The organism is Pseudomonas sp. FeN3W, assembly GCA_030263805.2.
Taxonomy (GTDB): domain Bacteria; phylum Pseudomonadota; class Gammaproteobacteria; order Pseudomonadales; family Pseudomonadaceae; genus Stutzerimonas; species Stutzerimonas stutzeri_G.
Genome location: CP136010.1, coordinates 1,253,908 through 1,273,342, shown reverse-complemented (window position 1 = coordinate 1,273,342; position 19,435 = coordinate 1,253,908). Strand labels below are relative to the sequence as shown.

At 59.4% G+C, this 19,435-nt stretch carries 20 protein-coding genes and 1 pseudogene; 7 read left to right on the top strand and 14 right to left on the bottom strand.

Annotated elements, in window-relative coordinates; all coding sequences use genetic code 11:
• Positions 1-158 precede the first annotated feature (158 nt).
• From P5704_005810 to P5704_005800, 3 genes are read left to right on the top strand one after another with little or no spacing between them, the layout of a single operon-like run.
• Positions 159-488 carry a helix-turn-helix transcriptional regulator gene (locus P5704_005810; protein WOF80006.1) on the top strand — a complete coding sequence of 110 codons (330 nt, stop codon included), beginning with the start codon at positions 159-161 and terminating at the stop codon, positions 486-488.
• A complete protein-coding gene (locus tag P5704_005805; GenBank protein WOF80005.1) occupies positions 485-853 on the top strand; it encodes a hypothetical protein in 369 nt (122 codons plus the stop codon). Before P5704_005810 ends, P5704_005805 begins: the two co-directional genes overlap by 4 nt.
• Positions 853-1,320 carry a sel1 repeat family protein gene (locus P5704_005800; protein WOF80004.1) on the top strand — a complete coding sequence of 156 codons (468 nt, stop codon included), beginning with the start codon at positions 853-855 and terminating at the stop codon, positions 1,318-1,320. The genes P5704_005805 and P5704_005800 overlap by 1 nt, the downstream gene beginning before the upstream one ends.
• On the opposite strand, the gene P5704_005795 is transcribed toward P5704_005800, so the two are convergent.
• Positions 1,287-3,083, bottom strand: coding sequence for a bifunctional diguanylate cyclase/phosphodiesterase (locus P5704_005795; GenBank protein ID WOF80003.1), 1,797 nt, complete (start codon positions 3,081-3,083; stop codon positions 1,287-1,289). The genes P5704_005800 and P5704_005795 overlap by 34 nt on opposite strands.
• Positions 3,084-3,178: 95 nt before the next feature.
• Positions 3,179-5,263: a carboxy terminal-processing peptidase gene (locus P5704_005790; GenBank protein WOF80002.1), complete on the bottom strand. Its 2,085-nt coding sequence runs from the start codon at positions 5,261-5,263 to the stop codon at positions 3,179-3,181.
• A 173-nt stretch (positions 5,264-5,436) separates the two neighbouring features.
• On the opposite strand from P5704_005790, the gene P5704_005785 reads away from it, so the two are divergent.
• On the top strand, positions 5,437-6,399 hold the full coding sequence (locus P5704_005785) for an NAD(P)H-quinone oxidoreductase (protein WOF80001.1): 963 nt from the start codon (positions 5,437-5,439) through the stop codon (positions 6,397-6,399).
• 83 nt (positions 6,400-6,482) lie between these two features.
• On the opposite strand, the gene P5704_005780 is transcribed toward P5704_005785, so the two are convergent.
• The 6 genes from P5704_005780 to minC form a co-directional block, all read right to left on the bottom strand.
• Positions 6,483-7,772, bottom strand: a complete 1,290-nt coding sequence (locus P5704_005780) for a M18 family aminopeptidase (protein ID WOF80000.1) — start codon at positions 7,770-7,772, stop codon at positions 6,483-6,485.
• 75 nt (positions 7,773-7,847) lie between these two features.
• Complete coding sequence (locus tag P5704_005775) at positions 7,848-8,420, bottom strand: class I SAM-dependent methyltransferase (GenBank protein ID WOF79999.1); 573 nt, start codon at positions 8,418-8,420, stop codon at positions 7,848-7,850.
• The gene (locus P5704_005770; protein ID WOF79998.1) at positions 8,420-9,055 is read right to left on the bottom strand and encodes an RluA family pseudouridine synthase; all 636 of its coding nucleotides are present in this window, start codon (positions 9,053-9,055) and stop codon (positions 8,420-8,422) included. The genes P5704_005775 and P5704_005770 overlap by 1 nt, the downstream gene beginning before the upstream one ends.
• 256 nt (positions 9,056-9,311) lie before the next feature.
• Positions 9,312-9,569: a cell division topological specificity factor MinE gene (minE, locus tag P5704_005765; GenBank protein ID WOF79997.1), complete on the bottom strand. Its 258-nt coding sequence runs from the start codon at positions 9,567-9,569 to the stop codon at positions 9,312-9,314.
• A complete protein-coding gene (minD, locus tag P5704_005760; protein ID WOF79996.1) occupies positions 9,566-10,381 on the bottom strand; it encodes a septum site-determining protein MinD in 816 nt (271 codons plus the stop codon). The genes minE and minD overlap by 4 nt, the downstream gene beginning before the upstream one ends.
• 99 nt (positions 10,382-10,480) lie before the next feature.
• Complete coding sequence (gene minC, locus P5704_005755) at positions 10,481-11,206, bottom strand: septum site-determining protein MinC (GenBank protein ID WOF79995.1); 726 nt, start codon at positions 11,204-11,206, stop codon at positions 10,481-10,483.
• A 158-nt stretch (positions 11,207-11,364) separates the two neighbouring features.
• Here minC and P5704_005750 point away from each other — a divergent pair, with 158 nt between their 5' ends.
• Entirely contained in the window at positions 11,365-12,312 is a 948-nt protein-coding gene (locus P5704_005750; GenBank protein WOF79994.1) for a lipid A biosynthesis lauroyl acyltransferase, read from the top strand.
• Positions 12,313-12,360: 48 nt separating this feature from the next.
• On the opposite strand, the pseudogene P5704_005745 reads toward P5704_005750, so the two are convergent.
• Positions 12,361-12,993: pseudogene (locus P5704_005745) on the bottom strand (pirin family protein).
• A 54-nt stretch (positions 12,994-13,047) separates the two neighbouring features.
• On the opposite strand from P5704_005745, the gene P5704_005740 reads away from it, so the two are divergent.
• On the top strand, positions 13,048-14,466 hold the full coding sequence (locus tag P5704_005740) for a recombinase family protein (GenBank protein WOF79993.1): 1,419 nt from the start codon (positions 13,048-13,050) through the stop codon (positions 14,464-14,466).
• A gap of 21 nt (positions 14,467-14,487) precedes the next feature.
• Positions 14,488-15,638, top strand: a protein-coding gene (locus tag P5704_005735; protein ID WOF79992.1) for an IS3 family transposase whose coding sequence is annotated in 2 segments (ribosomal slippage) — positions 14,488-14,725 and positions 14,725-15,638 — 1,152 coding nt in all. Because the reading frame shifts where the segments join, the coding sequence is not laid out codon by codon here.
• A gap of 15 nt (positions 15,639-15,653) precedes the next feature.
• Here the strand turns inward: P5704_005735 and P5704_005730 are convergent.
• The 5 genes from P5704_005730 to P5704_005710 all read right to left on the bottom strand — a co-directional run bounded on the left by P5704_005730 (position 15,654) and on the right by P5704_005710 (position 18,905).
• Positions 15,654-16,037: a hypothetical protein gene (locus P5704_005730; GenBank protein WOF79991.1), complete on the bottom strand. Its 384-nt coding sequence runs from the start codon at positions 16,035-16,037 to the stop codon at positions 15,654-15,656.
• Positions 16,038-16,381: 344 nt separating this feature from the next.
• On the bottom strand, positions 16,382-16,885 hold the full coding sequence (locus P5704_005725) for a hypothetical protein (GenBank protein ID WOF79990.1): 504 nt from the start codon (positions 16,883-16,885) through the stop codon (positions 16,382-16,384).
• Positions 16,860-17,888, bottom strand: a complete 1,029-nt coding sequence (locus P5704_005720) for an IS30-like element ISPsp7 family transposase (protein ID WOF79989.1) — start codon at positions 17,886-17,888, stop codon at positions 16,860-16,862. The genes P5704_005725 and P5704_005720 overlap by 26 nt, the downstream gene beginning before the upstream one ends.
• On the bottom strand, positions 17,798-18,754 hold the full coding sequence (locus tag P5704_005715; GenBank protein ID WOF79988.1) for a DUF5906 domain-containing protein: 957 nt from the start codon (positions 18,752-18,754) through the stop codon (positions 17,798-17,800). The genes P5704_005720 and P5704_005715 overlap by 91 nt, the downstream gene beginning before the upstream one ends.
• Positions 18,726-18,905, bottom strand: coding sequence for a hypothetical protein (locus tag P5704_005710; protein ID WOF79987.1), 180 nt, complete (start codon positions 18,903-18,905; stop codon positions 18,726-18,728). The genes P5704_005715 and P5704_005710 overlap by 29 nt, the downstream gene beginning before the upstream one ends.
• Positions 18,906-19,435 lie beyond the last annotated feature (530 nt).

The following is a 19,435-nucleotide window of genomic DNA, read 5'->3' as shown; positions in this document are numbered from 1 at the left end:
TAGTACAGCGGCACGCGGCGTCGCCGTTTGTCGGTGCCTGATGAGCAATTGCGGTCTCGGTCCCGATTCACTAACGCATGCGGCAGGTTGGTAGCTTCAAGGAACGGCAAGGGCTGTTAAGATCCCGCTTCTGATCGAAGAAGCCTGGGGAAATACGGATGAATGTACAGGTCATCATGCGTGACGGCTCGCCGGAATACGCCGTACTGCCGTGGGACGAGTACCAGGCGCTTCTGAATGCGGTCGGTGTCAAATCGTCCGTTACCATTGACGTCCCATCCAATGGCACTCAATCACCCCCGTCCCTGGTCGAGCTGAGTGCTCTGCGTGAGGCCAAGGGGCTTTCTCAAGAAGCGTTGGCGCGCTCTGTGGGGATCAGTCCCGCCTACCTGGGGCTGATCGAGGCGGGAGAGCGCGAACCCGATGCTGCGATTCGCCGAGCACTGGCGCGTGCGTTGGAAATTGCCGGATGGGAGGGCGACGCTTGACGTCAGTATCCATCAGCCGACAACACTGGCAGGCGCTGCTTGGTGAGCTGGATGCCGCTCGTCGGCAGCGACATCTGGTGACCTACCGTGCGCTGATCGAGCGACTCCAGCTGCCCACACCCGCCATGCAAACCCTTACCGCTGCGCTTGAGCATCTCGCGGCCCTAGATGCGCGCTCGGAGCGCCCGTTGCGCAGCGCACTGGTCATCAGCCAGGGTGCTAGTCGTTTGCCCCGCACCGGTTTTTTCGAGTGCGCTGCGCGGTTGGGACGCTTCTCGGGGCCGGCTGATGGTGCCGTTGCTGCATCCTGGCATGCGGGAGAAGTGGCGCGCGTATTCGAGTTCGATTATTCGGAGGAGGTCTGATGCTGGGCAGGCTGCGTGCGAGGCTTGGCTATTTCACTGCCCGCAAGTTGATGACGTCGCACTACGCGGTTCAGCAGCCGAAGATCTGGCGTTGGATGGAAGGGCAATTCGCGCGGATGGCGGCGTTGGGTGACGTGTCTGCGCAGAGTTTCTACGGTCATATCCTGTATTTCCGCGGGCGCGGCTATGGCGCCAAGCAGGAAGGCGTTCGTCTGCTGAGGCTGGCGGCCAAGGCGGGGGATGTGAAAGCGGCATACCAGATGGGCGTCATAAGCCTCAGCGAAGATGCCTCTCATGGTCCGGATGGCAGTGAGGCGGCTCGCTGGTGGTCCCAGGCGGCCGAGGCAGGGCATCCACTGGCGGCGGTCCGCCTTGAGCAACTGTATCGTGCCGGCGGCCACGGCCTTGCCGCAGACTCCCATCAAGCAGATCGTTACAAGGCGAAGGCGGAGCAACTGGGATTGTAGGCATCCTGCGTTGCCTTCCCGGCGTCGATCAAGTGGAAGCTTGGGCCGTCCACCTGTTTGGCAAAGCGCTTGGCCTCCGAAGCAAGGGCGGCGAGCCTGCCTGCATCCAGGCGGTCGGTATGCTCCGGGTGCACGCTGACCACCCCGATCGAGAGTGATAGCAAGGCATAGCGCTGCTCACGTCCGTCACGGCTGGTGGAAATAAAGCAGCCGGCCGCGAGGTGCTCTGGCTGGTAGAAGGTGCTGCTGCGACGCGCGAAGGCGCTGTGCAGATCGGCGATGCGCTGCTCCCAGTCATGGCCGCTCAGTACCAGCATGAAATCATCCCCGCCAATATGGCCGACGAAATCCATCTGTGGGTCGACCTGGTCGTTCAGACATTGGGCCAGACACAGCAGCACTTCATCGCCTTTGGCGTAGCCATACAGGTCGTTGAAAGGCTTGAAATTGTCGATGTCGACGTAACAGACCAGCGCCCTGCGTCGCTGCAGCAAGAGACGGGTCAGGCATTGCTGGATAGGCACGTTGCCAGGTAGCAATGTCAGTGGGTTGGCGTGGCGTGCTTGCTGAATTTTCAGTTCGGTTATCAACCTCAAAACATCGATGATGCGGCCCAGACCGATGTATTGACCTGCCAGCGTGATGACGAAATCTTCCTCGATTCTTTGGCGGGCCCGGCTGGTGAGCAAGCGGCTGACCTGTTGCAGCGACTGGTCGAGCTCGACGGCGAGGAAATCCGTGCTCATCAGGCGGCTGAGCGGTTTGCGTGCCAGCAGATCGGTGGCGTAGGGCTTGAGCAGCGCGTCGGAAATGAGATTGCGGTGCAGTATGCCGACCGGCCTGGCGCCGGCATCCAAGACTGCGATTGAGTTCAGGGCGGGCTGCAGTCGAAACGCCTCGAGCATTTCAGCGACCGGACGTTCTGCGGACATGGCGGGTTGCTGGATGAGCAGTCCAGACAGGTTGCCGGATTCCTCGCCTAAGACCGCCTGCTGGACCTCTGGCGGTGGCAGGACCTCGTCGATGTCCTGCGCAGGCAACTCCAGTGGACGTCCGAGCAAATAGCCCTGCACCAGATCGATACCCATGCCGGCCAGCACCGCCAGTTCTTCGCGCAGTTCGATACCTTCGGCGATGACCTGAGCACGCGAGGCGCGGGCGATCTTCAGGATGGATTCGACGAACTCGCGCTTCACGGGGTCGAGATGGATGCCGTCGATGAAATAGCGGTCGATCTTCACATAGTCCGGTCGCAGCTCGGACCATAGGCGCAGGCTTGAGTAACCGGCGCCAAGGTCGTCGAGTGCGATGCTGAAACCCATCGAGCGATAGTGATGAAGCGCCTTGTCCAGTAGCTCGAGATCGTCGGCGGGCGCCTGTTCGGTCAGTTCGATGACTACGTTGTCCGCGGAGATGCCATAGGTATGCAGCAACTCGAGCGTGCGTCCAGGTTTGTGGGTTGCGTCAAGCAGCGTTTCCGGTGAGGCGTTGAGAAATAGCTTGCCGCGTAGCGCACCCTGGCTGTAGCGCCGGCACGCCGTCTCGCGGCAGGTCATCTCCAGTTCGTTGAGGCGACCGGCGTGGCGTGCGGTGGCGAGCAGGTTGATCGGGGAGTGCAGCGGGCCGTTGGATGGTCCACGGCTGAGTGCTTCATAGCCGAGAATGCGTCGCTCCGAGAGCGAGACGATGGGTTGGAACAGGGTGGTGATGTCGCCGTGAGCAAGGATGTGTCCCAGCGTGCTCAACTGCTCGGTGACTGTCATGGAGGTCTCTGGGCATGAAAAGAAAAAGGGCCGCAGCGCGGCCCTTTCATTTCACGACGCCATGATGTCAATTTGATGACATCGTCGCGTTCCACTCAGTGCTTGGCCATCGCCGAGCTGAGACCGAGGTAATCCAGCAGAATGCGCCCGCTTTCGGAGAGGTAGGCATCATCCTCCGGCTTTGGCTTGTCCGCTTCCACGTGAGGCGTGTTCTCGTCTTCCTTCTCCAGCTTCGCCAGCGGCTCCTCACCTTTGGCCAAGCGCAGTGCATTCTCCAGAGCCAGCTGGCGCTTTTCGATATCGGCCTGCTGTGCACGGCGCTTTTCTTCGTTGAGGCTGACGGTGGTTTCGTGCATCAGCTCCTGGGCAAGCGCCAGGCGATCGCGGGTAAAGACGAAGTCCGGGTTCTCGCCGGTGCGTGCTTCGTGGCGTGCCTTAAGCTCGGCGAGGAACGGCTTGAACGGGTTCATGTCCGGGTTGATGGCCGCGCGGATGCTGTCCCAGGGCAGCGCTTCCGGCAGCGCACTTTCACCGATTTCCTTGGTGTCGACATCGGCAGGGTAGGTGATGTCGGGAATCACACCCTGATGCTGCGTGCTCTGCCCGGATACGCGGTAGAACTTGGCCAGGGTCAGTTTCAGCTCGCCATGGTTGAGTGGCTGGATGGTCTGCACGGTACCCTTGCCGAAGGTCTGGCCACCGAGAATCAGCGCCCGGTGATAGTCCTGCATCGCGCCGGCGAAAATCTCCGAGGCCGATGCCGAAAGACGGTTGACCAGGACGGCCAACGGCCCCTTGTACAGCGCGCCGGTCTGCTCATCGGCAAGCACGTCTACGCGGCCATCGCTATTACGCACCAACACGGTCGGGCCTTGATCGATGAACAGTCCGGTGAGCTCGGTGGCCTCTTGCAGTGAGCCGCCGCCGTTGTTGCGCAGGTCGATGACCACGCCGTCGACCTTCTCTGCTTCCAGTTCGGAGAGCAGCTTTTTGACGTCACGGGTGGTGCTCTTGTAGTTCTGGTCCCCGGCGCGCAGCGCTTTGAAGTCGAGGTAGAACGCCGGAATTTCGATCACGCCAAGCTTGAAGTTCTGCCCCTGGTGTTCGAGGTTGAGCACCGATTTCTTCGCGGCCTGCTCCTCGAGCTTCACCGCTTCGCGGGTGATGGCGACGATCTTGCTGCTCTGGTCATTCGGCGCGTTGCTCGCCGGGATGACTTCCAGGCGCACGACGGAGCCTTTCGGGCCGCGGATGAGCTTGACCACCTCATCCAGGCGCCAGCCGATGACGTCAACCATCTCATCGTTGGCCTGGCCGACCCCGACGATCTTGTCCGCAGGCGCCAGCTGCTTGCTCTTCTCCGCCGGGCCGGCTGGCACCAGGCGTACGATTTTCACGTGCTCGTTGTCGCTCTGCAGCACCGCGCCGATGCCTTCGAGCGACAGGCTCATGTTGATGTCGAAATTCTCCGCGCTGTCCGGCGACAGGTACTGGGTGTGCGGATCGTAGGTCTGTGCGAAGGCGTTGATGTAGGTCTGGAACACGTCCTCGCCACGGGTCTGGTTGAGGCGCGATAGCTGGTTTTTGTAGCGTTTGGTCAGCAGCTCCTCAATGGCCTTTGGTTCCTTGCCGGCGATTTTCAGGCGCAACACCTCGTCCTTGACCCGCTTGCGCCACAGGTCATCCAGCTCTGCGGTGTCCTTGGCCCACGCGGCCTTCTCGCGGTCGACCAGTAGTTCCTCGTCGACGCTGAAGTCGAAGCTGTCGACGCCCTTGTCGAGCAGGCTCAGGGCGTAGTTCAAGCGGTTCTGCAAGCGCTCGAGATGACGGGTATAGATGATGAAGCCGGGCTCGAGATTGCCGCCCTTGAGAAAGTCGTCGAACTGGTTGCGCCACTTGCCGAACTCTTCGAGGTCGGATGCCAGGAAATAGCTGCGCGAGGGATCGAGCATCTGGATGTAGCTGTCGAAGATCTTCGCCGAGCGCGCATCGTTCAGTGGCGGCTTGTTGTAGTGATGGCGCTTGAGCAGCTCGACGACGTTCAGGCTGGCGATGACCTGGTCACGATCGGGTTGCAGGTAGTCCCAGTTCTCTGGCGCGCTGACGGCTTTGGCCATCGCCAGGGAAGCGTGAAGGCCGAAAAGAACGGCGAGAACGGTGCAGGTCAGCGTACGTTTCATGGCTTGGGGGCGACGTAAGGCTAGGGAATAACGCATATTAGGCCATCTAAAGTAGGCGCCGGTTCGGTTTCCGTCCGGCGGTGGAAAGCACAAGCCCGATGGTTGAGGTGGTCAAAGAAGGCCAGCGAGCGATCAGTTGGGTGGGCATAGATAGGAACCACTATGGAGGCAGCATGAAGGCATTGCAAGGTATCGAGGGGCATCTGGAGTGGGCCGAGCGACCGGCTCCGGCGTGCGGCGATGGTGAAATCCGTATCCGTGTGGCCGCTGCCGGGCTGAACCGTGCGGACCTGCTGCAGCGAGCCGGCCACTATCCGCCGCCGGCAGGTGTCACCGACATCCTGGGGCTGGAGTGCGCAGGGGTTGTCGCCGAGGTCAACGGGCGCAGCCGCTGGAAGGTGGGTGATCGCGTGTGCACGCTGCTGGCTGGCGGCGGCATGGCCGAGGAGGTGGTAGTCGATGCCCGCCACGCGCTGCCGGTTCCCGAGGGTATGTCGCTGCATGAGGCTGCGGTGATCCCGGAGGTATATGCCACGGCCTGGCTCAATCTCTATCGTTTGGGCGCATTGCTGGCCGGCGACAAGGTATTGCTGCACGCCGGCGCCAGCGGTGTCGGCTCGGCGGCGATCCAGCTGTGCAAGGCCTTTGGCAATCCCTGCTGGGTCAGCGTCGGCTCGGCCGAACGGCTGGCCTACTGCGAATCGCTGGGCGCCCAGGGCGGTGTGCTACGAGGTGACTCGCTCGAAGCGCTGCGCGATTTCGGTCCGTTCGACATGATCCTCGACCCGGTCGGTGCCAAGTACGCCGCATTGAACATGCAACTGCTGGCGATGGATGGGCGTTGGGTGATGATCGGCTTGATGGGCGGACGCAAGGCCGAGATGGATCTGGCTGGTTTGCTGGCCAAGCGCATCCAGTTGATCGGCTCGACCCTGCGCAGCCGCGACGCCGATTACAAGGCCGCGCTGCTGGCGGAAATGGAAGAGAAGGTCTGGCCGTTGTTCACCCAGGGCAAGCTTTCGCCGCGTCTGGAGCGGACCTTTGCCATTGGTGATGTGGAGGCTGCATTCGAAACGCTGGCCAGCAATACCGTGTCTGGCAAGGTGGCTCTGGTGATCGATAGCGCGCTTTCCTGAGCCGCAGCATCCTGATGTAGATGAGCTTTGCCTTGATCGACCGGGCAGGTTTGCAGATGTTGCAGACCTGCCCGGTGTGCGGCTCAAGGCAGCTGGCTGCTGGCGTAAAAGGCGGTCAGTACCTTGACCAGGTGAGCCAGGTCCTGACTTCCTGCGAGCTCACGGATCGAGTGCATGGCGAAGGTCGGCAGACCGATGTCGACGGTACGCACACCCAGCTGACTGGCCGTGATCGGGCCGATCGTGGAGCCGCAACCCATGTCGCTGCGGGTGACGAAACTCTGCACCGGCACTTCGTTTTCCAGGCAGAGATGACGGAAGAACCCGGCGGTTTCGCTGCTGGTGGCGTAGCGCTGGTTGTTGTTCACCTTGATTACCGGGCCGGCGTTGAGCTTCGGCCCGTGATTGCCGTCGTGCTTGTCGGCGTAGTTCGGGTGCACCGCGTGGGCATTGTCGGCGGAGATCAGCAGGGAATGGCTGATGGCGCGCTGGAAGTCGTCCTCGTCCGGCAGCACACGGCGCAAGACCTGCTCGAGGAACGGGCCGTCCGCGCCGCATAGCGAGGTGGAGCCGACTTCCTCATGATCGGTGCAGACCAGCACGCAGGTGTGCTCGGGCTCGGCGTTCAGCAAGGCCTGCAAGCCGGCAAAGCACGAAAGCAGATTGTCCAGGCGCGCGCCGGCGATGAAGTCACCATGCAGGCCAATTACGGCGGCGCTCTGGGTGTCGTAAAAGCTCAGTTCGAAGTCCAGCACCACATCGGCGACCAGGCCATGCTCACGGCCGAGCTGATCGGCGAGCAGTGCGCGGAAGTCGGGGCTTTCCTGGCTGGCGATCTGCGCCAGAATCGGCGGTAGCTCGTTCTGCGCGTTGATGGCCCAGCCCTGATTGGCTTCCCGATTGAGGTGAATCGCCAGGTTGGGAATCGTTGCGATCGGCACCTTGAAGTCGATCAGTTGGCTCTCGATGCGACCATCACGGCTGTAGGTGACACGGCCGGCCAGCGACAGATCGCGGTCGAACCAGGGGGCGAGCAGGGCGCCGCCATACACCTCGACACCCAGCTGCCAGAAGCCCTGGCGCTGCAGCTCCGGTTGCGGCTTGACCCGCAGGCACGGACTGTCGGTATGGGCGCCGACCAACCGCAAACCATGCTCGACGAGCGACTTGCTGCCCAGCTGAAAGGCGATGATGGCCGAGTCATTGCGGGTGACGTAATAACGCCCACCAGCCTCGGTATGCCAGACCTCACGCTCGTCCAGCGCACGGTAGCCGGCGGCCTGTAGCGCCTGAGCGAGATTCTGGGTGGCATGGAACGGGGTAGGGGACGCCTGCAGATATTCGATCAGGCCTTGGTTGAGAGCTTTGCGCATTTCGGACTCCGGACTGCAAGCGTCGAAGTCTATCCCATTGCAATGTATGGCAGCAGTCCTTGACGAGGCCGGGGCTTAGTAGCGCCGGGCAATCACCTCGAACAGATGCCAGTGCTTGCTGTGACCTACCGCGGTCTTGCCGTCGAACTCGAACTCGTTGAGCTCCAGCAGCGTCCAGCTTTCGAATTGCCGTAGCAGCTGCTCGCGACTGTGAATGGTGTAGTCCTTCGCTGCCCAGCTGTCGTGTGGGCCGAAGAAGTGGCCGGCGAACAACCCATCCTGGCGTAGGCATTGGGTTATCCGTGCCCATAAATCATTGAATGCCTGTGGCTTGCAGAATGGCAGCGCGAAGCTCGCGTTCACTAGATCAGCGATCTGTAGCGATGTCTCGTCCTCGAATGGCTGACAACGGGTGGTGAGCTTACTGGACAGGCTGGGGCCGACCTGCACACGCAAGACCTCCAGAGCATCCGCGGACTGGTCTATAGCAACCACCTCCCAGCCAGCACGCAGCAGAGCCAGGCTATCGCGTCCGGCGCCGCAGCCCAGGTCCAGAGCCTGGCCAGGTGGGCCGCGCCACAGATCGAGTACCTTTCGAAGGGATGGGTGCTCTGGTGCGCCCTGGGTTGCTTCGAGAAAACGGTCCATCAAAACGGTGCCGGGCACTCGAAGCGCAGGCGCTCGCCGGTTTGCGGGTGGGTCAGTGCGAGCATGCTGGCGTGCAGGCACAGGCGCTCATGGGCTTGCAGGGCCTGCTCGTGGGCATACAGACGATCGCCGAGCAGCGGATGCCCGATCGACAGCATATGCACTCGCAACTGGTGGGAGCGGCCGGTGATGGGGGTCAGCTCGACGCGGCTGTAGTCGCCGCAGCGTTCGAGCACGCGCCAGAAGGTCAGTGCTTGCTTGCCCAGCTCGTGATCGACGACGTGGCGCGGTTTGGTCGGCGGATCGTAGCGCAGCGGCAGGTCGATGCTGCCGCTGTCCTGCTCCGGCTGGCCCCAGCACAGCGCGGTATAGGCCTTCTCCGTTTCACGATCATGGAACTGGCGGGACAATTCGCGGTGCGTATCGGCATCGCGGGCGAGCACGATAAGCCCGGAGGTTTCCCAGTCCAGGCGATGCACGATGCGCGCTTCGGGATAGCCGTTTTCCTGCAGACGGGTCACCAGACAGTCACGGTTGTCTTCGGCGCGGCCCGGTACGGACAGCAGCAGGGTCGGCTTGTTGATGACCAGCAGGGCGGCGTCCTGATGGACGATCTCGATAGCGCTTAGAGGCATTCGCTTTTCCACAAACGAAGACGGCGACCCGCGGGCCGCCGCTTCTGCTGCCGGTGTTCAGAACCGTTTCACGGTCTAGCGAGCTAGAGTCCTGCAAGGCGCAACGACCAACGGGAGTAACAGCCAAAGGCTGGCCCGAAGGGTGAGCGTCAGCGAATCAAACAGGCGAGGAAGCGGAGTTTACTGAAGTAAATGAGCATTCCGAGCCTGTTTTTAACGCAGCAGGGCCGACGCGCAGCAGATCGTGTAAAGGTTCTCAGCGATCCGGCAGGGTGATATTGAGTTCGAGAATCGAGCAGCTGCCCTGATCCTCGAGTGCAACCTGGACCTGATCGCTGTCGATGTTGACGTACTTGCGGATCACCTCGACCAGCTCCTTCTGCAGGGCCGGCAGGTAGTCCGGCTCGGTGCGCTGTCCACGCTCGTGGGCGACGATGATCTGCAGTCGCTCTTTGGCGATCGCGGCTGGGGTTTCCTTCTTCTTGCGTTCACGGAAGAAGTCGAAAAGGTTCATTCGCGGCCTCCGAAAAGTCGTTGCAGGAAGCCTGGCTTCTTGACGTCGAGGAAGCGGTGCGCCACTTCCTTGCCGAGCAGACGGTCCACAGCGTCGCTGTAGGCCTGGCCGGCATCGCTCTGGTCGTCGAGAATCACCGGGATACCCTGGTTGGAAGCCTTGAGTACGGCCTGCGACTCGGGAATCACGCCAAGCAGACGGATGGAGAGGATTTCCTCGACGTCTTCGACGCCGAGCATTTCGCCCTTGGTGACACGCTCGGGGTTGTAGCGGGTCAGCAGCAGATGTTCCCGGATCGGCTCTTCGCCGTTTTCGGCGCGACGCGATTTGCTGGCCAGCAGGCCGAGCATGCGGTCGGAGTCACGAACCGAAGAGACTTCCGGGTTGGTGACGACGATGGCTTCGTCGGCGAAGTACATCGCCAGGTGCGCGCCCTTCTCAATGCCGGCCGGGGAGTCGCAGATGACGTATTCGAAATTCTTGCCCAACTCGTCGATGACCTTGCCAACGCCTTCCTGGGTCAGTGCGTCCTTGTCGCGCGTCTGGCTGGCGGCCAGCACGTAGAGGTTCTCCAGACGCTTGTCCTTGATCAGGGCCTGGGTCAGGGTCGCGTCGCCATTGATGACGTTGACGAAGTCGTAAACCACCCGGCGTTCGCAGCCCATGATCAAGTCGAGGTTCCGCAGACCGACGTCGAAGTCGACGATGACAGTCTTGTGGCCGCGCAGAGCGAGGCCGGTACCGATGGCGGCGCTGGTGGTGGTTTTACCAACGCCACCTTTGCCGGAAGTGACTACGATGATCTTGGCCAAGGTGATTCACCCTAAATATTTAAAAAAATCGGGATCTTGCGCCGTTTTTTCAGCGCCAGGATTGCCCGTTTGGTCCTTGAAAATTCGCGGCAGTATCCGTTAAAGGCGGGTGATGTTCAACACGTCGCCGGAGAGGCTGATCTGTACCGCTTCAGCCCAGAGAGGATCGCGTCGCAGGTCCTCGGCGACCTTGTACTGGCCGGCGATGGAGACCATTTCAGCGGTCAGTTGCTGACAGAATATCCGCGCCGAAGTGTCGCCCTTGATGCCCGCCAAGGCGCGGCCGCGAAGCGGACCGTAGACATGGATGTTGCCATCGGCGAGAAGTTCCGCACCGGGGCTCACGGGAGCGAGAACGATGAGGTCGCCGCCTTGCGCATAGACCTGCTGGCCGCCGCGGATGGGGGTGGTCACGACGCGGGTCGGGCGATACACCGGCTCGGCCGGTTTCGCCGGGGCTTTCGAGTCCAGGTCGACCTGTCGCTCACGAGCACCGGAAGGCGGCAGCACCGGTAGATCGAGCACCGCCGCCGCCTCGAGATGGGACGGTTCGCTGGCGCGCAGGGCCAGGGTCCGCAGGCGATGCTTGCGGCATAGGCTGACCAGCGCAGCGATATCGATCTCGCGAGCCGCTTCCGGCAGCTTGTCCAATGCCAGGACCAGTGGGGTGTTATTGAAGAAGTCCGGCGCCTGCTCGACCTTGGCCGCGAGTTGCTCGTCGAGACGCTCGATATCGTTGCTGGCGAGTTCCAGCACGGTGATGGCGAGCATGCTGCCCTTGAGCTGGAAGGCTGGGGACTGATCGTTGAGGTCGGCTTGGCTCATGGTCTGTCTGCTACGGTAAATGGCGAGGACTTATAGCGGGGTGCGTCGTTGCCTGCAACCCGCGAGCGGCCTGTGAAGCGATCGCCGGTGCGCTTGGGCTCGGTCAACGCAGGCGTTTGCCGCTAGAATGCGTCGCTTCATCGGTTGTCGAGCTATTCATGGATCGTCCTCAGTTTCGTGCGTACTTCCTGCACCCGCGCTTCTGGCCGCTGTGGCTGGGCCTGGGCATGCTGTGGCTGCTGGTCCAGTTGCCATATTCGGTTCTGTTGAAACTGGGGCGCGGGCTCGGTGCACTGATGTTTCGCTTCGCCGGTTCGCGTCGCTACATCGCCCGGCGCAATCTGGAGCTGTGTTTTCCAGAACTCAGCCAAGAGCAACGCGAACGTCTGCTGCGGGAGAATTTCGCCTCCAACGGCATTGCCTTCTTCGAAATGGCCATGAGCTGGTGGTGGCCGCAGGCTCGCCTGCAGCGCCTGGCCAGGATAGAGGGCCTCGAGCATCTGCAGCAGGCCCAGGCTGCAGGTCAGGGCGTGATCCTGATGGCGTTGCACTTCACCACGCTGGAGATCGGCGCCGCGCTGCTCGGCCAGCGCCACACCATCGATGGCATGTATCGCGAGCACAAGAATCCGCTTTTCGACTTCGTCCAGCGTCGCGGGCGCGAACGGCACAACCGTGATGCGAGTGCCATCGAGCGCGAGGATGTGCGGGCGATGCTCAAGGTGCTGCGCGCCGGGCGCGCCATCTGGTACGCACCGGACCAGGACTATGGGCGCAAACAGAGCCTGTTCGTGCCGCTGTTCGGCATCCAGGCGGCGACCGTCACCGCCACGACCAAGTTCGCCCGGCTGGGCAGGGCGCGGGTCGTACCGTTCACCCAGGAGCGCCTGGCGGACGGTTCGGGGTATCGACTGGTGATCCATCCGCCGCTTCAGGACTTCCCGGGTGAAAGTGAAGAGGCGGACTGTCTGCGGATCAATCAGTGGGTGGAAGAAGCCGTCAGTGCGTTGCCCGAGCAGTACCTCTGGGCTCATCGCCGTTTCAAGACCCGCCCGGCAGGCGAACCCGGTCTGTATAGAAAGAGGAAGACGCGTTCGGTCGTCTAGTGGACGGCAGCTGGGACCTGGCGTCATCCCGGCAAAACGTTGTGGACCTCAGGCGAACGTCCCGTCCCTGAGGTCTCGCAGCGCCTGCTCGATCTCCTCGCGGCTGTTCATCACGAACGGCCCGTACTGCACGATGGGTTCTCCGAGTGGCCGGCCCGCCAGCAGCATCAGCCGGGCGCCACGTTCGCTGGACAGATTGAGTTCGCCCTCCTGGGACATCTGAACCAGCTGGCCCTTGCTCACCGCCTGCTCACCCACACGCAGAGTCCCTTCATAGACGTAGAGCAGCAGCCGGTGGCCATCCGGCACTTGCGGCGAGACGGTACTGCCGGCTGAAAGCTGCAGGTCGAACAGCAGAGGCTCGGTATCGGGTCGCTGCACGATGCCCTGCTGCTCGATATCACCGGCCTTGAACACGCCGGCGATGACCTTGGCCTGCACGCCGCCCGGCAGGGCGAGTTGCTGTATTTCGGCCGGGGCGAAATCGCGATAGTCCGGATCGCCGAGCTTGGCGTGGGAGGGCAGGTTCAACCACAACTGGAAGCCGCGCATGGTGCCTTCCTGCTGCTGCGGCATCTCGCTGTGGATGACGCCGCGCGCTGCGGTCATCCACTGCACGCCACCGCTTTCCAGCAACCCCACGTTGCCCAAGTGGTCTTCGTGGCGCATGCGTCCTTCGAGAGCACCGGGGCAATGATACAATGGCTATCTTAGTTAGCTCGGAATCAGCATCCCATGCCCACTGCATTCTCATACGTCCGTTTTTCTTCAGCCAAGCAAGCGCGGGGGTCGAGCCTTGAACGCCAACAAACAATGGTGGCTCAGTGGCTGGCATCCCATCCTGATTACACTCTCAGCCTCACGAGCTTTGAAGACCTGGGGCGCAGTGGTTGGAAGGGCGAACACCTTGAGAATGGATTCGGCAAACTCTTGGCCGCTGTTGAGGCAGGAGTGATCCAGCCGGGGGACTGCATTCTTGTCGAGGCTATCGACCGCACCGGGCGACTTGAACCATTAGAGATGCTTCCTCTATTAGGAAGGATCGTTCAGGCAGGGGTGATGATCGTCACGCTCGACGATGGGCTGACATACGATCAGAAGTCAGCGAACAGCAATCACTTGTTCCTACTCGTGGCGAAGGTGCAGCAGGCATATAACTATAGTGAGGCGCTGTCCCGTCGAATCAATGCCGCGTATGACCGTAGGAGGCGAGCAGCTAAGGAAGGTAAGGCTGTAAAGCGTCACACGCCGATGTGGATCGACAAGGAAGGAAAGCTAATCGAATCCGTTGCACCGCTTGTAAGGCAGGCATTCGAGGACTATGCGGCAGGGTTGGGCGAGCGGCGTATCTGTCGCCGGTTGCGTGAGTCAGGACACGAGCTGCTGCAAACCATCAATGGCACCACTGTTAAAAGGTGGCTGACGAACACCACGGCGATTGGCAATTGGGGCGAGATTCCAAACGTCTATGAACCAGTTGTACCGAAGGAGCTGTTCTACCGTGTGCAGGAGCAGCTAAGCCGCAACAAGGATCAGAAGCGTAGCGCACCAACAGCGTACCTCCTGACTGGCCTAGTCAAATGTGGACATTGCGGGCGTAACTTCAACGTCAAGAAGCACCCCAATACCGGAGCCACAATGCAATGCACAAGCCGGGCGCGTCTGACGCTGGACGGGTGCAGCAATTCTAAATCCATCCCTAAGCAGCTTCTCGAACACATCCGTGTGAAAACTTCTCTACCGTATGTGGAACGTGCGTTGGCAGGCCAGTTGCTCACTGAACACCAGAAACGAAAGATCGAGATAGAAGGCGAGCTTGAAGACCTGTCCAAGAGGATCGGAAACCTTGCTAACACCATCGCAGCAATCGGGCTGGTGCCAGAGATACAAGAACAGCTCGAACAGCTACAGGCGCAGAGAAAGCAGCTACAAGACGAACGCCTGATCCTTGATCGCTCTACTGATGAAGCCGTGTCCACCAATACGATCATCAACGTGGAGCGTGACTATCTGGCAAACGATCCAATCAAGCTCAACGCATTGCTTCAGCAGGCGGAATATTCCATCACCTGCTTTTCTAATGGGGAAATTTGGGTGAGTGGGGATGAGCACCTGAATCGCCCCTGGTTTCGTAGACACCTCCAAGCCTCATAATGAGGCCCATCAGGAGGTGCCATGAGCAACCAGCGTTACCCCGAAGAATTCAAGATCGAAGCGGTCAAGCAAGTCACCGAGCGCGGTTTGCGCGTTGCCGATGTGGCGGAGCGTCTAGGCGTGTCCGCGCACAGCCTGTACGCCTGGGTAAAGCGCTACAGCAAGCCCCAAGCACAGCGGCAGCAGGTAGATGATCAACAGGCCGAGCTGCGTCGCTTGCGCGCGGAACTCAAGCGGGTGACCGAAGAGCGAGACATCCTAAAAAAGGCCGCCGCGTACTTTGCCAAGGAGTCCGGCTGAAGTACGCCGTCATCAGCAAGCTGTCGGTGGAGTACCCGGTACGGCGTCTCTGCCAGACCCTCCAGGTACATCCCAGCGGTTACTACGCCTGGCTGGCCGAGCCGAAATCCGCACGCGAGAAGGAAGATCAGCGCCTGCTCGGATTGATCAAGCATGCCTGGCTGGAAAGCGGCGGGGTCTACGGCTACCGCAAGATCCACGACGACCTGCGTGAGCTGGGCGAGTCCTGTGGCCGGCACCGCGTGGCTCGCCTGATGCGGGTGGAGGGGCTGCGTTCGCAGACCGGTTATCGTCGGCGCCCCGGCTATTACGGCGGTAAGCCGACGGTGGCTTCGCCCAACCGCCTGGAGCGGCAGTTCAAGGTCAGCGAGCCGAACAAGGTCTGGGTCACCGACATCACCTACATCCGCACCTATGAGGGCTGGTTGTACTTGGCGGTGGTGCTGGATCTGTTTTCGCGCCAGGTGATCGGCTGGTCGATGAAACCACGGATGTGCAGCGACCTGGCCATCGATGCGTTGTTGATGGCGGTCTGGCGGCGCAAGCCCAGGCAGGAGGTGATGATCCACTCCGACCAGGGCAGCCAGTTCAGCAGCTCGGACTGGCAGAGCTTCCTAAAGGCCAACAACCTAATCAGCAGCATGAGTCGACGCGGTAACTGTCACGACAACGCGGTCGCGGAAAGCTTTTTCCAGTTGCTGAAGCGGGAGCGCATCCGACGGAAAACCTACGGCACTCGCGAAGAAGCCCGCAGTGATGTGTTCGATTACATCGAGATGTTCTATAACCCCAAGCGCCGGCACAGCAGCGCTATGCAGCTGTCGCCAGTGGAGTTTGAAAAGCGTTATTTCCAGAGCTTGGAGAGTGTCTAGGAAAGCCGGGGCGATTCACTGAGCTTGATACAACTGTTCAGCAAGGATGGATTCTTGTTCAGCGTTGAATGCCTCAATCTCGGATTTTAAGGCTTCTTCAATCTCGGATTTTAAGGCTTCAATATCGGCTTCCTGCATAGCTGCTGGCTTGCTGAAATAGGCCGCATAGGTATTGGGACCGGAGCGACAGGGGAGCTTTTCATTTAGGCTGTATCCGTCTGCAAGAAGCTCGATCACCTTCTTTGTATAAAGAAGAAGGATCGGCTCATCTACTGCTTGGCAAGATGCGTGAGAACCCTTATACCGTTCGATTGCCTTTTCAATTCGAGCATCAAGCTCGCCCTTATCAAGTTGGCGGGGCTGCTGGACGTGAAGCTTGGTGTTTTGCTTGGTAGTCATATTGTGTTTCCTCTTTTATGGTTTATATAAATTGCAGGCAATAACTACCTGCGGCTTTAACTCTTGCGAGTTAAATTCGTTGATGTTTAGTTTTTTGGGGGGAGACGCTTTGAAAGGCGGGAGAAGCAATCTTAGACTTCGCTATCGCTACGTCTACGTCAATATTCGCTCAATGCTTTCGCTCTTATTGACTTACCTTAATCTAATTAGAAAAAGGTGATGCAAAGGTGTCACCCTGTCACCCTGTCTCTGTAACCCGCATATACTGGGCTTCTCAGAGGTGACAGGTGTAGCCGTAAGGTGTCACCCAAGCTGTCACCCTGTCACCGTAAGGTGTCACCTTTTTAAAAACTCCTGCTCGGCATTGCGTCTTCCAGCTCCTTAGATGTTGAGTTAAGTGACAGGTTGGACTCAAAACCGAACGGGGTGATGTAGTAACGCTGTGCCTTTGTTCGGCGCTGCTTGCAACCCATCTCAAGCAATGCATTGACAATCGCTGTGTCTGACAAGCCGTGTTCAAATTCATCTGCATATTGCTGTTTCACCCATTTAACCGTTAGAACAGCATTAGCCTCTACAATGTCCGATAGCACTTCTTCAAGCCTGTCCGTAGTGGAGAAGCCCATTAGCTCCTGTTTACTCACTGTCATCGGCGGGGCGTCTGTCGGGCGATGCTTCGAGAGGTCGATCTGTTCCAGATAATCACGCACCAACTGAAAACCACCATTGAGCAGCCAAGGCTTGAATGTCTCATTAAGAAAAGCTGCCGTTTCTTGCACTGATTCTTTATGACGGCGGTTGCAGGAGCTGAGTGCAACACGGTTATTGAATTGAAACCGGAGCATCATGCCGCATTGCCATGGCATTTTGCATGACCTCTCCCATCACCTCGATGGGGCATTTGAAGTCGAAGCGCTTGCGCGGTCGCATGTTCAGTTGCAGCGCAATGGCGTCCAGCTCCTCCTGGCTATGTACCGACAGGTCTGTGCCCTTGGGCAAGTACTGGCGAATCAGGCCGTTGATGTTTTCGTTGCTGCCGCGCTGCCAGGGGCTGTGCGGGTCGCAGAAGTAGATCGCCACGCCGGTTCTTTGGGTGATCTCGGCGTGTCGCGCCATCTCCCGGCCCTGGTCGTAAGTCATGCTCTTGCGCATCTCCAGCGGCATGCTATTGAGCGCGGCGCTGAAGCCTTCCAGCGCCGAAGTCGCCGTCGCGTCGTTCATCTTCACCAACATCAGGTAGCCACTGGTGCGTTCCACCAGCGTACCGACGGACGAGGCGTTGGCCTTACCCTTGATGAGGTCGCCTTCCCAATGCCCCGGCATCAGCCTGTCTTCAATCTCCGGCGGGCGCACATGAATACTGACCATCTCGGGGATCTGGCCGCGCCGATCCACGCCACCAGAGCGCGGCCGGCGCGTCGTCTTGCCTTGGCGCAGACAGATGATCAGCTCCTTACGCAGCTCACCCACTGGCAGGGCATAGATCGCGTTGTAGATCGTCTCGCGACAGACGTAGGCATCTCGCAGGTTGGGTATGTTCATGCTGCGCAGCTTGCCGGCAATCTGCTCGGGAGACAAACGCTCACGCAGCATATGGGTCACCAGTTCGAAGCGCTCGCTACCCGGCAACAGTTTTCGCATCGGTCGACAAACCTGGCGGCGGGCCTGCATTTGCTGCTGGGCCAGGCGGGCCGAGTAGCCACCGCAAGCACCTCGGTTACGGCGCAGCTCACGGCTGATGGTCGAAGGGGATCGGTTGATCAAGCAGGCAATCCTGCGCAGGCTGAAGCCTTGGGTACGACCGATTTGAATGGTGGCGCGCTCTTCAACGCTGAGTTCGGTATAAGACATAGGGGCAGCACCGTACCGGAAAGGTCAGGTGTTGCACTCAGTTTTTGCCGCCGCCGACGAATAAAGGCAGGAATCCAGAATCGGCGGTCGCCTTTTTCCAGCACCAACGGCAAATGATCGTTACTGGTGATGATGAAGTTCAGATAATTTTCAATTGTGATGGTTGGCTTGTGCTTGCGGTGCAGCGGGATTGTGGCGTTACCCTGGAAGCTCTTTAGCGCGTCGGTTGTTGACTTGCGTGACTTGTATACCTCATCCACCAACAGCAGCGTTTTACCCTCTACAACATCGTTGAAATCCCCCACAACGTCCTTCAGGCCGCATACAGCGACAGATGATCGTCCCAGCAGGCCAGACAGCAGGGTTTCCACTAAGAAGCCTTTACCGACGCCGTGCTCTGATCGCAGAACAGGGGTTCCAATGATTCGCACATCAGGGCGGCGGACAGTGTGGGACAGCCACCAGCCGAAGTAATGTCGCTCCAGTTGATCGGGAAACCAGCGCTCCAGAAACTCAATGAACGGGGCCACTTGTTCCTTCGTGATCTTTACCCCAGATGGTTGCACCTTAGAGGGTTGCCAAAGGTTGATTAAACCACCATCCAGCACAGGACCAGCATTAGGCTTGAATCCTTCGCCATAAGCCCAAGGAAGGCAGGCGAGCAAATACGCTTCTTTTACTTCTGAGTCCCTGCCGCCTGACTTGTGATAGAAATCAACGAGAATCCCGGCGTCCGCCTGATCTGTGTTAGTAATAAGATCGCGGAAGCGTGGGTAAGTGTTGTTACTTGGCACACGAACGAATCGGGACTTTACTGCTTCAATTGCGTTGCTGTTGTTATTGGTGATCGGTGCTGCTGTGGTCATTGGTGTTTACCTCGCGTTGAGAGTTTAGGACGATTTGTTTGTAAGCTTGGGTGATGATGACGTTTAGTGTGTGGTTGGTGCTGGTGAATCCGAGAGCTTGCATAACTGCAATCAGCTCATCTTTACTGCGGTCGTTCAGATGTGTGCGCATAACTACTGCTCCTTATTCAGTCGTGCAAATTCAGCTTTTAGCTGAAGGTCGAGTAAGTGGCTTTTCAGCAACCTTACACAAATGCAGGGGATGCTTTTACCAACATTCAGTTCTTGAAATTCTGCAAACATCTCGTTTGAGATGAACAGGTTCAGTCGCTTGTAATCTTGTTCATTGAATCGTGGCATTGTCCAAACCTCGCTCTAATACATTGTTGATAATCTCGCTAACGCTCTTGTCCGTATCTCGTGCCATCTTCTGTAGAAGGCAAAGCAATGATGTGTCCAAAAGCAACGTTTCTTTTGTGTAGCTCTTCGAGCCAATGAATATTTCATTCCTCAATTTGTTGATCCTCTTTTTGTAGTTGTGCTACAGCTTCAATGTATTCAAGCTGTTCGTAGCTCAGTTGGCGTAGCAGCTTCTTGATTCGCTCTCGTCTAATATATGTACGAGCCACGCAAGTGTTAGAGCAATGGCGGTGTTTCCGATTTGTTGGGGCAAAGGGTTCCCCACATACGCAACATGGTTGC

Coding starts and splice junctions, on each gene's coding strand:
- P5704_005780 (WOF80000.1), bottom strand. CDS start 7,772: ATGCGCAAAGCTCTCAACCAAGGCCTGATCGAATATCTGCAGGCGTCC.
- P5704_005740 (WOF79993.1), top strand. CDS start 13,048: ATGCCCACTGCATTCTCATACGTCCGTTTTTCTTCAGCCAAGCAAGCG.
- P5704_005730 (WOF79991.1), bottom strand. CDS start 16,037: ATGACTACCAAGCAAAACACCAAGCTTCACGTCCAGCAGCCCCGCCAA.
- P5704_005710 (WOF79987.1), bottom strand. CDS start 18,905: ATGCGCACACATCTGAACGACCGCAGTAAAGATGAGCTGATTGCAGTT.
- P5704_005800 (WOF80004.1), top strand. CDS start 853: ATGCTGGGCAGGCTGCGTGCGAGGCTTGGCTATTTCACTGCCCGCAAG.
- P5704_005810 (WOF80006.1), top strand. CDS start 159: ATGAATGTACAGGTCATCATGCGTGACGGCTCGCCGGAATACGCCGTA.
- P5704_005790 (WOF80002.1), bottom strand. CDS start 5,263: ATGAAACGTACGCTGACCTGCACCGTTCTCGCCGTTCTTTTCGGCCTT.
- minE (WOF79997.1), bottom strand. CDS start 9,569: ATGAACCTTTTCGACTTCTTCCGTGAACGCAAGAAGAAGGAAACCCCA.
- P5704_005715 (WOF79988.1), bottom strand. CDS start 18,754: ATGACCACAGCAGCACCGATCACCAATAACAACAGCAACGCAATTGAA.
- P5704_005770 (WOF79998.1), bottom strand. CDS start 9,055: ATGCCTCTAAGCGCTATCGAGATCGTCCATCAGGACGCCGCCCTGCTG.
- P5704_005795 (WOF80003.1), bottom strand. CDS start 3,083: ATGACAGTCACCGAGCAGTTGAGCACGCTGGGACACATCCTTGCTCAC.
- P5704_005720 (WOF79989.1), bottom strand. CDS start 17,888: ATGTCTTATACCGAACTCAGCGTTGAAGAGCGCGCCACCATTCAAATC.
- P5704_005750 (WOF79994.1), top strand. CDS start 11,365: ATGGATCGTCCTCAGTTTCGTGCGTACTTCCTGCACCCGCGCTTCTGG.
- P5704_005785 (WOF80001.1), top strand. CDS start 5,437: ATGAAGGCATTGCAAGGTATCGAGGGGCATCTGGAGTGGGCCGAGCGA.
- P5704_005725 (WOF79990.1), bottom strand. CDS start 16,885: ATGATGCTCCGGTTTCAATTCAATAACCGTGTTGCACTCAGCTCCTGC.
- minC (WOF79995.1), bottom strand. CDS start 11,206: ATGAGCCAAGCCGACCTCAACGATCAGTCCCCAGCCTTCCAGCTCAAG.
- P5704_005775 (WOF79999.1), bottom strand. CDS start 8,420: ATGGACCGTTTTCTCGAAGCAACCCAGGGCGCACCAGAGCACCCATCC.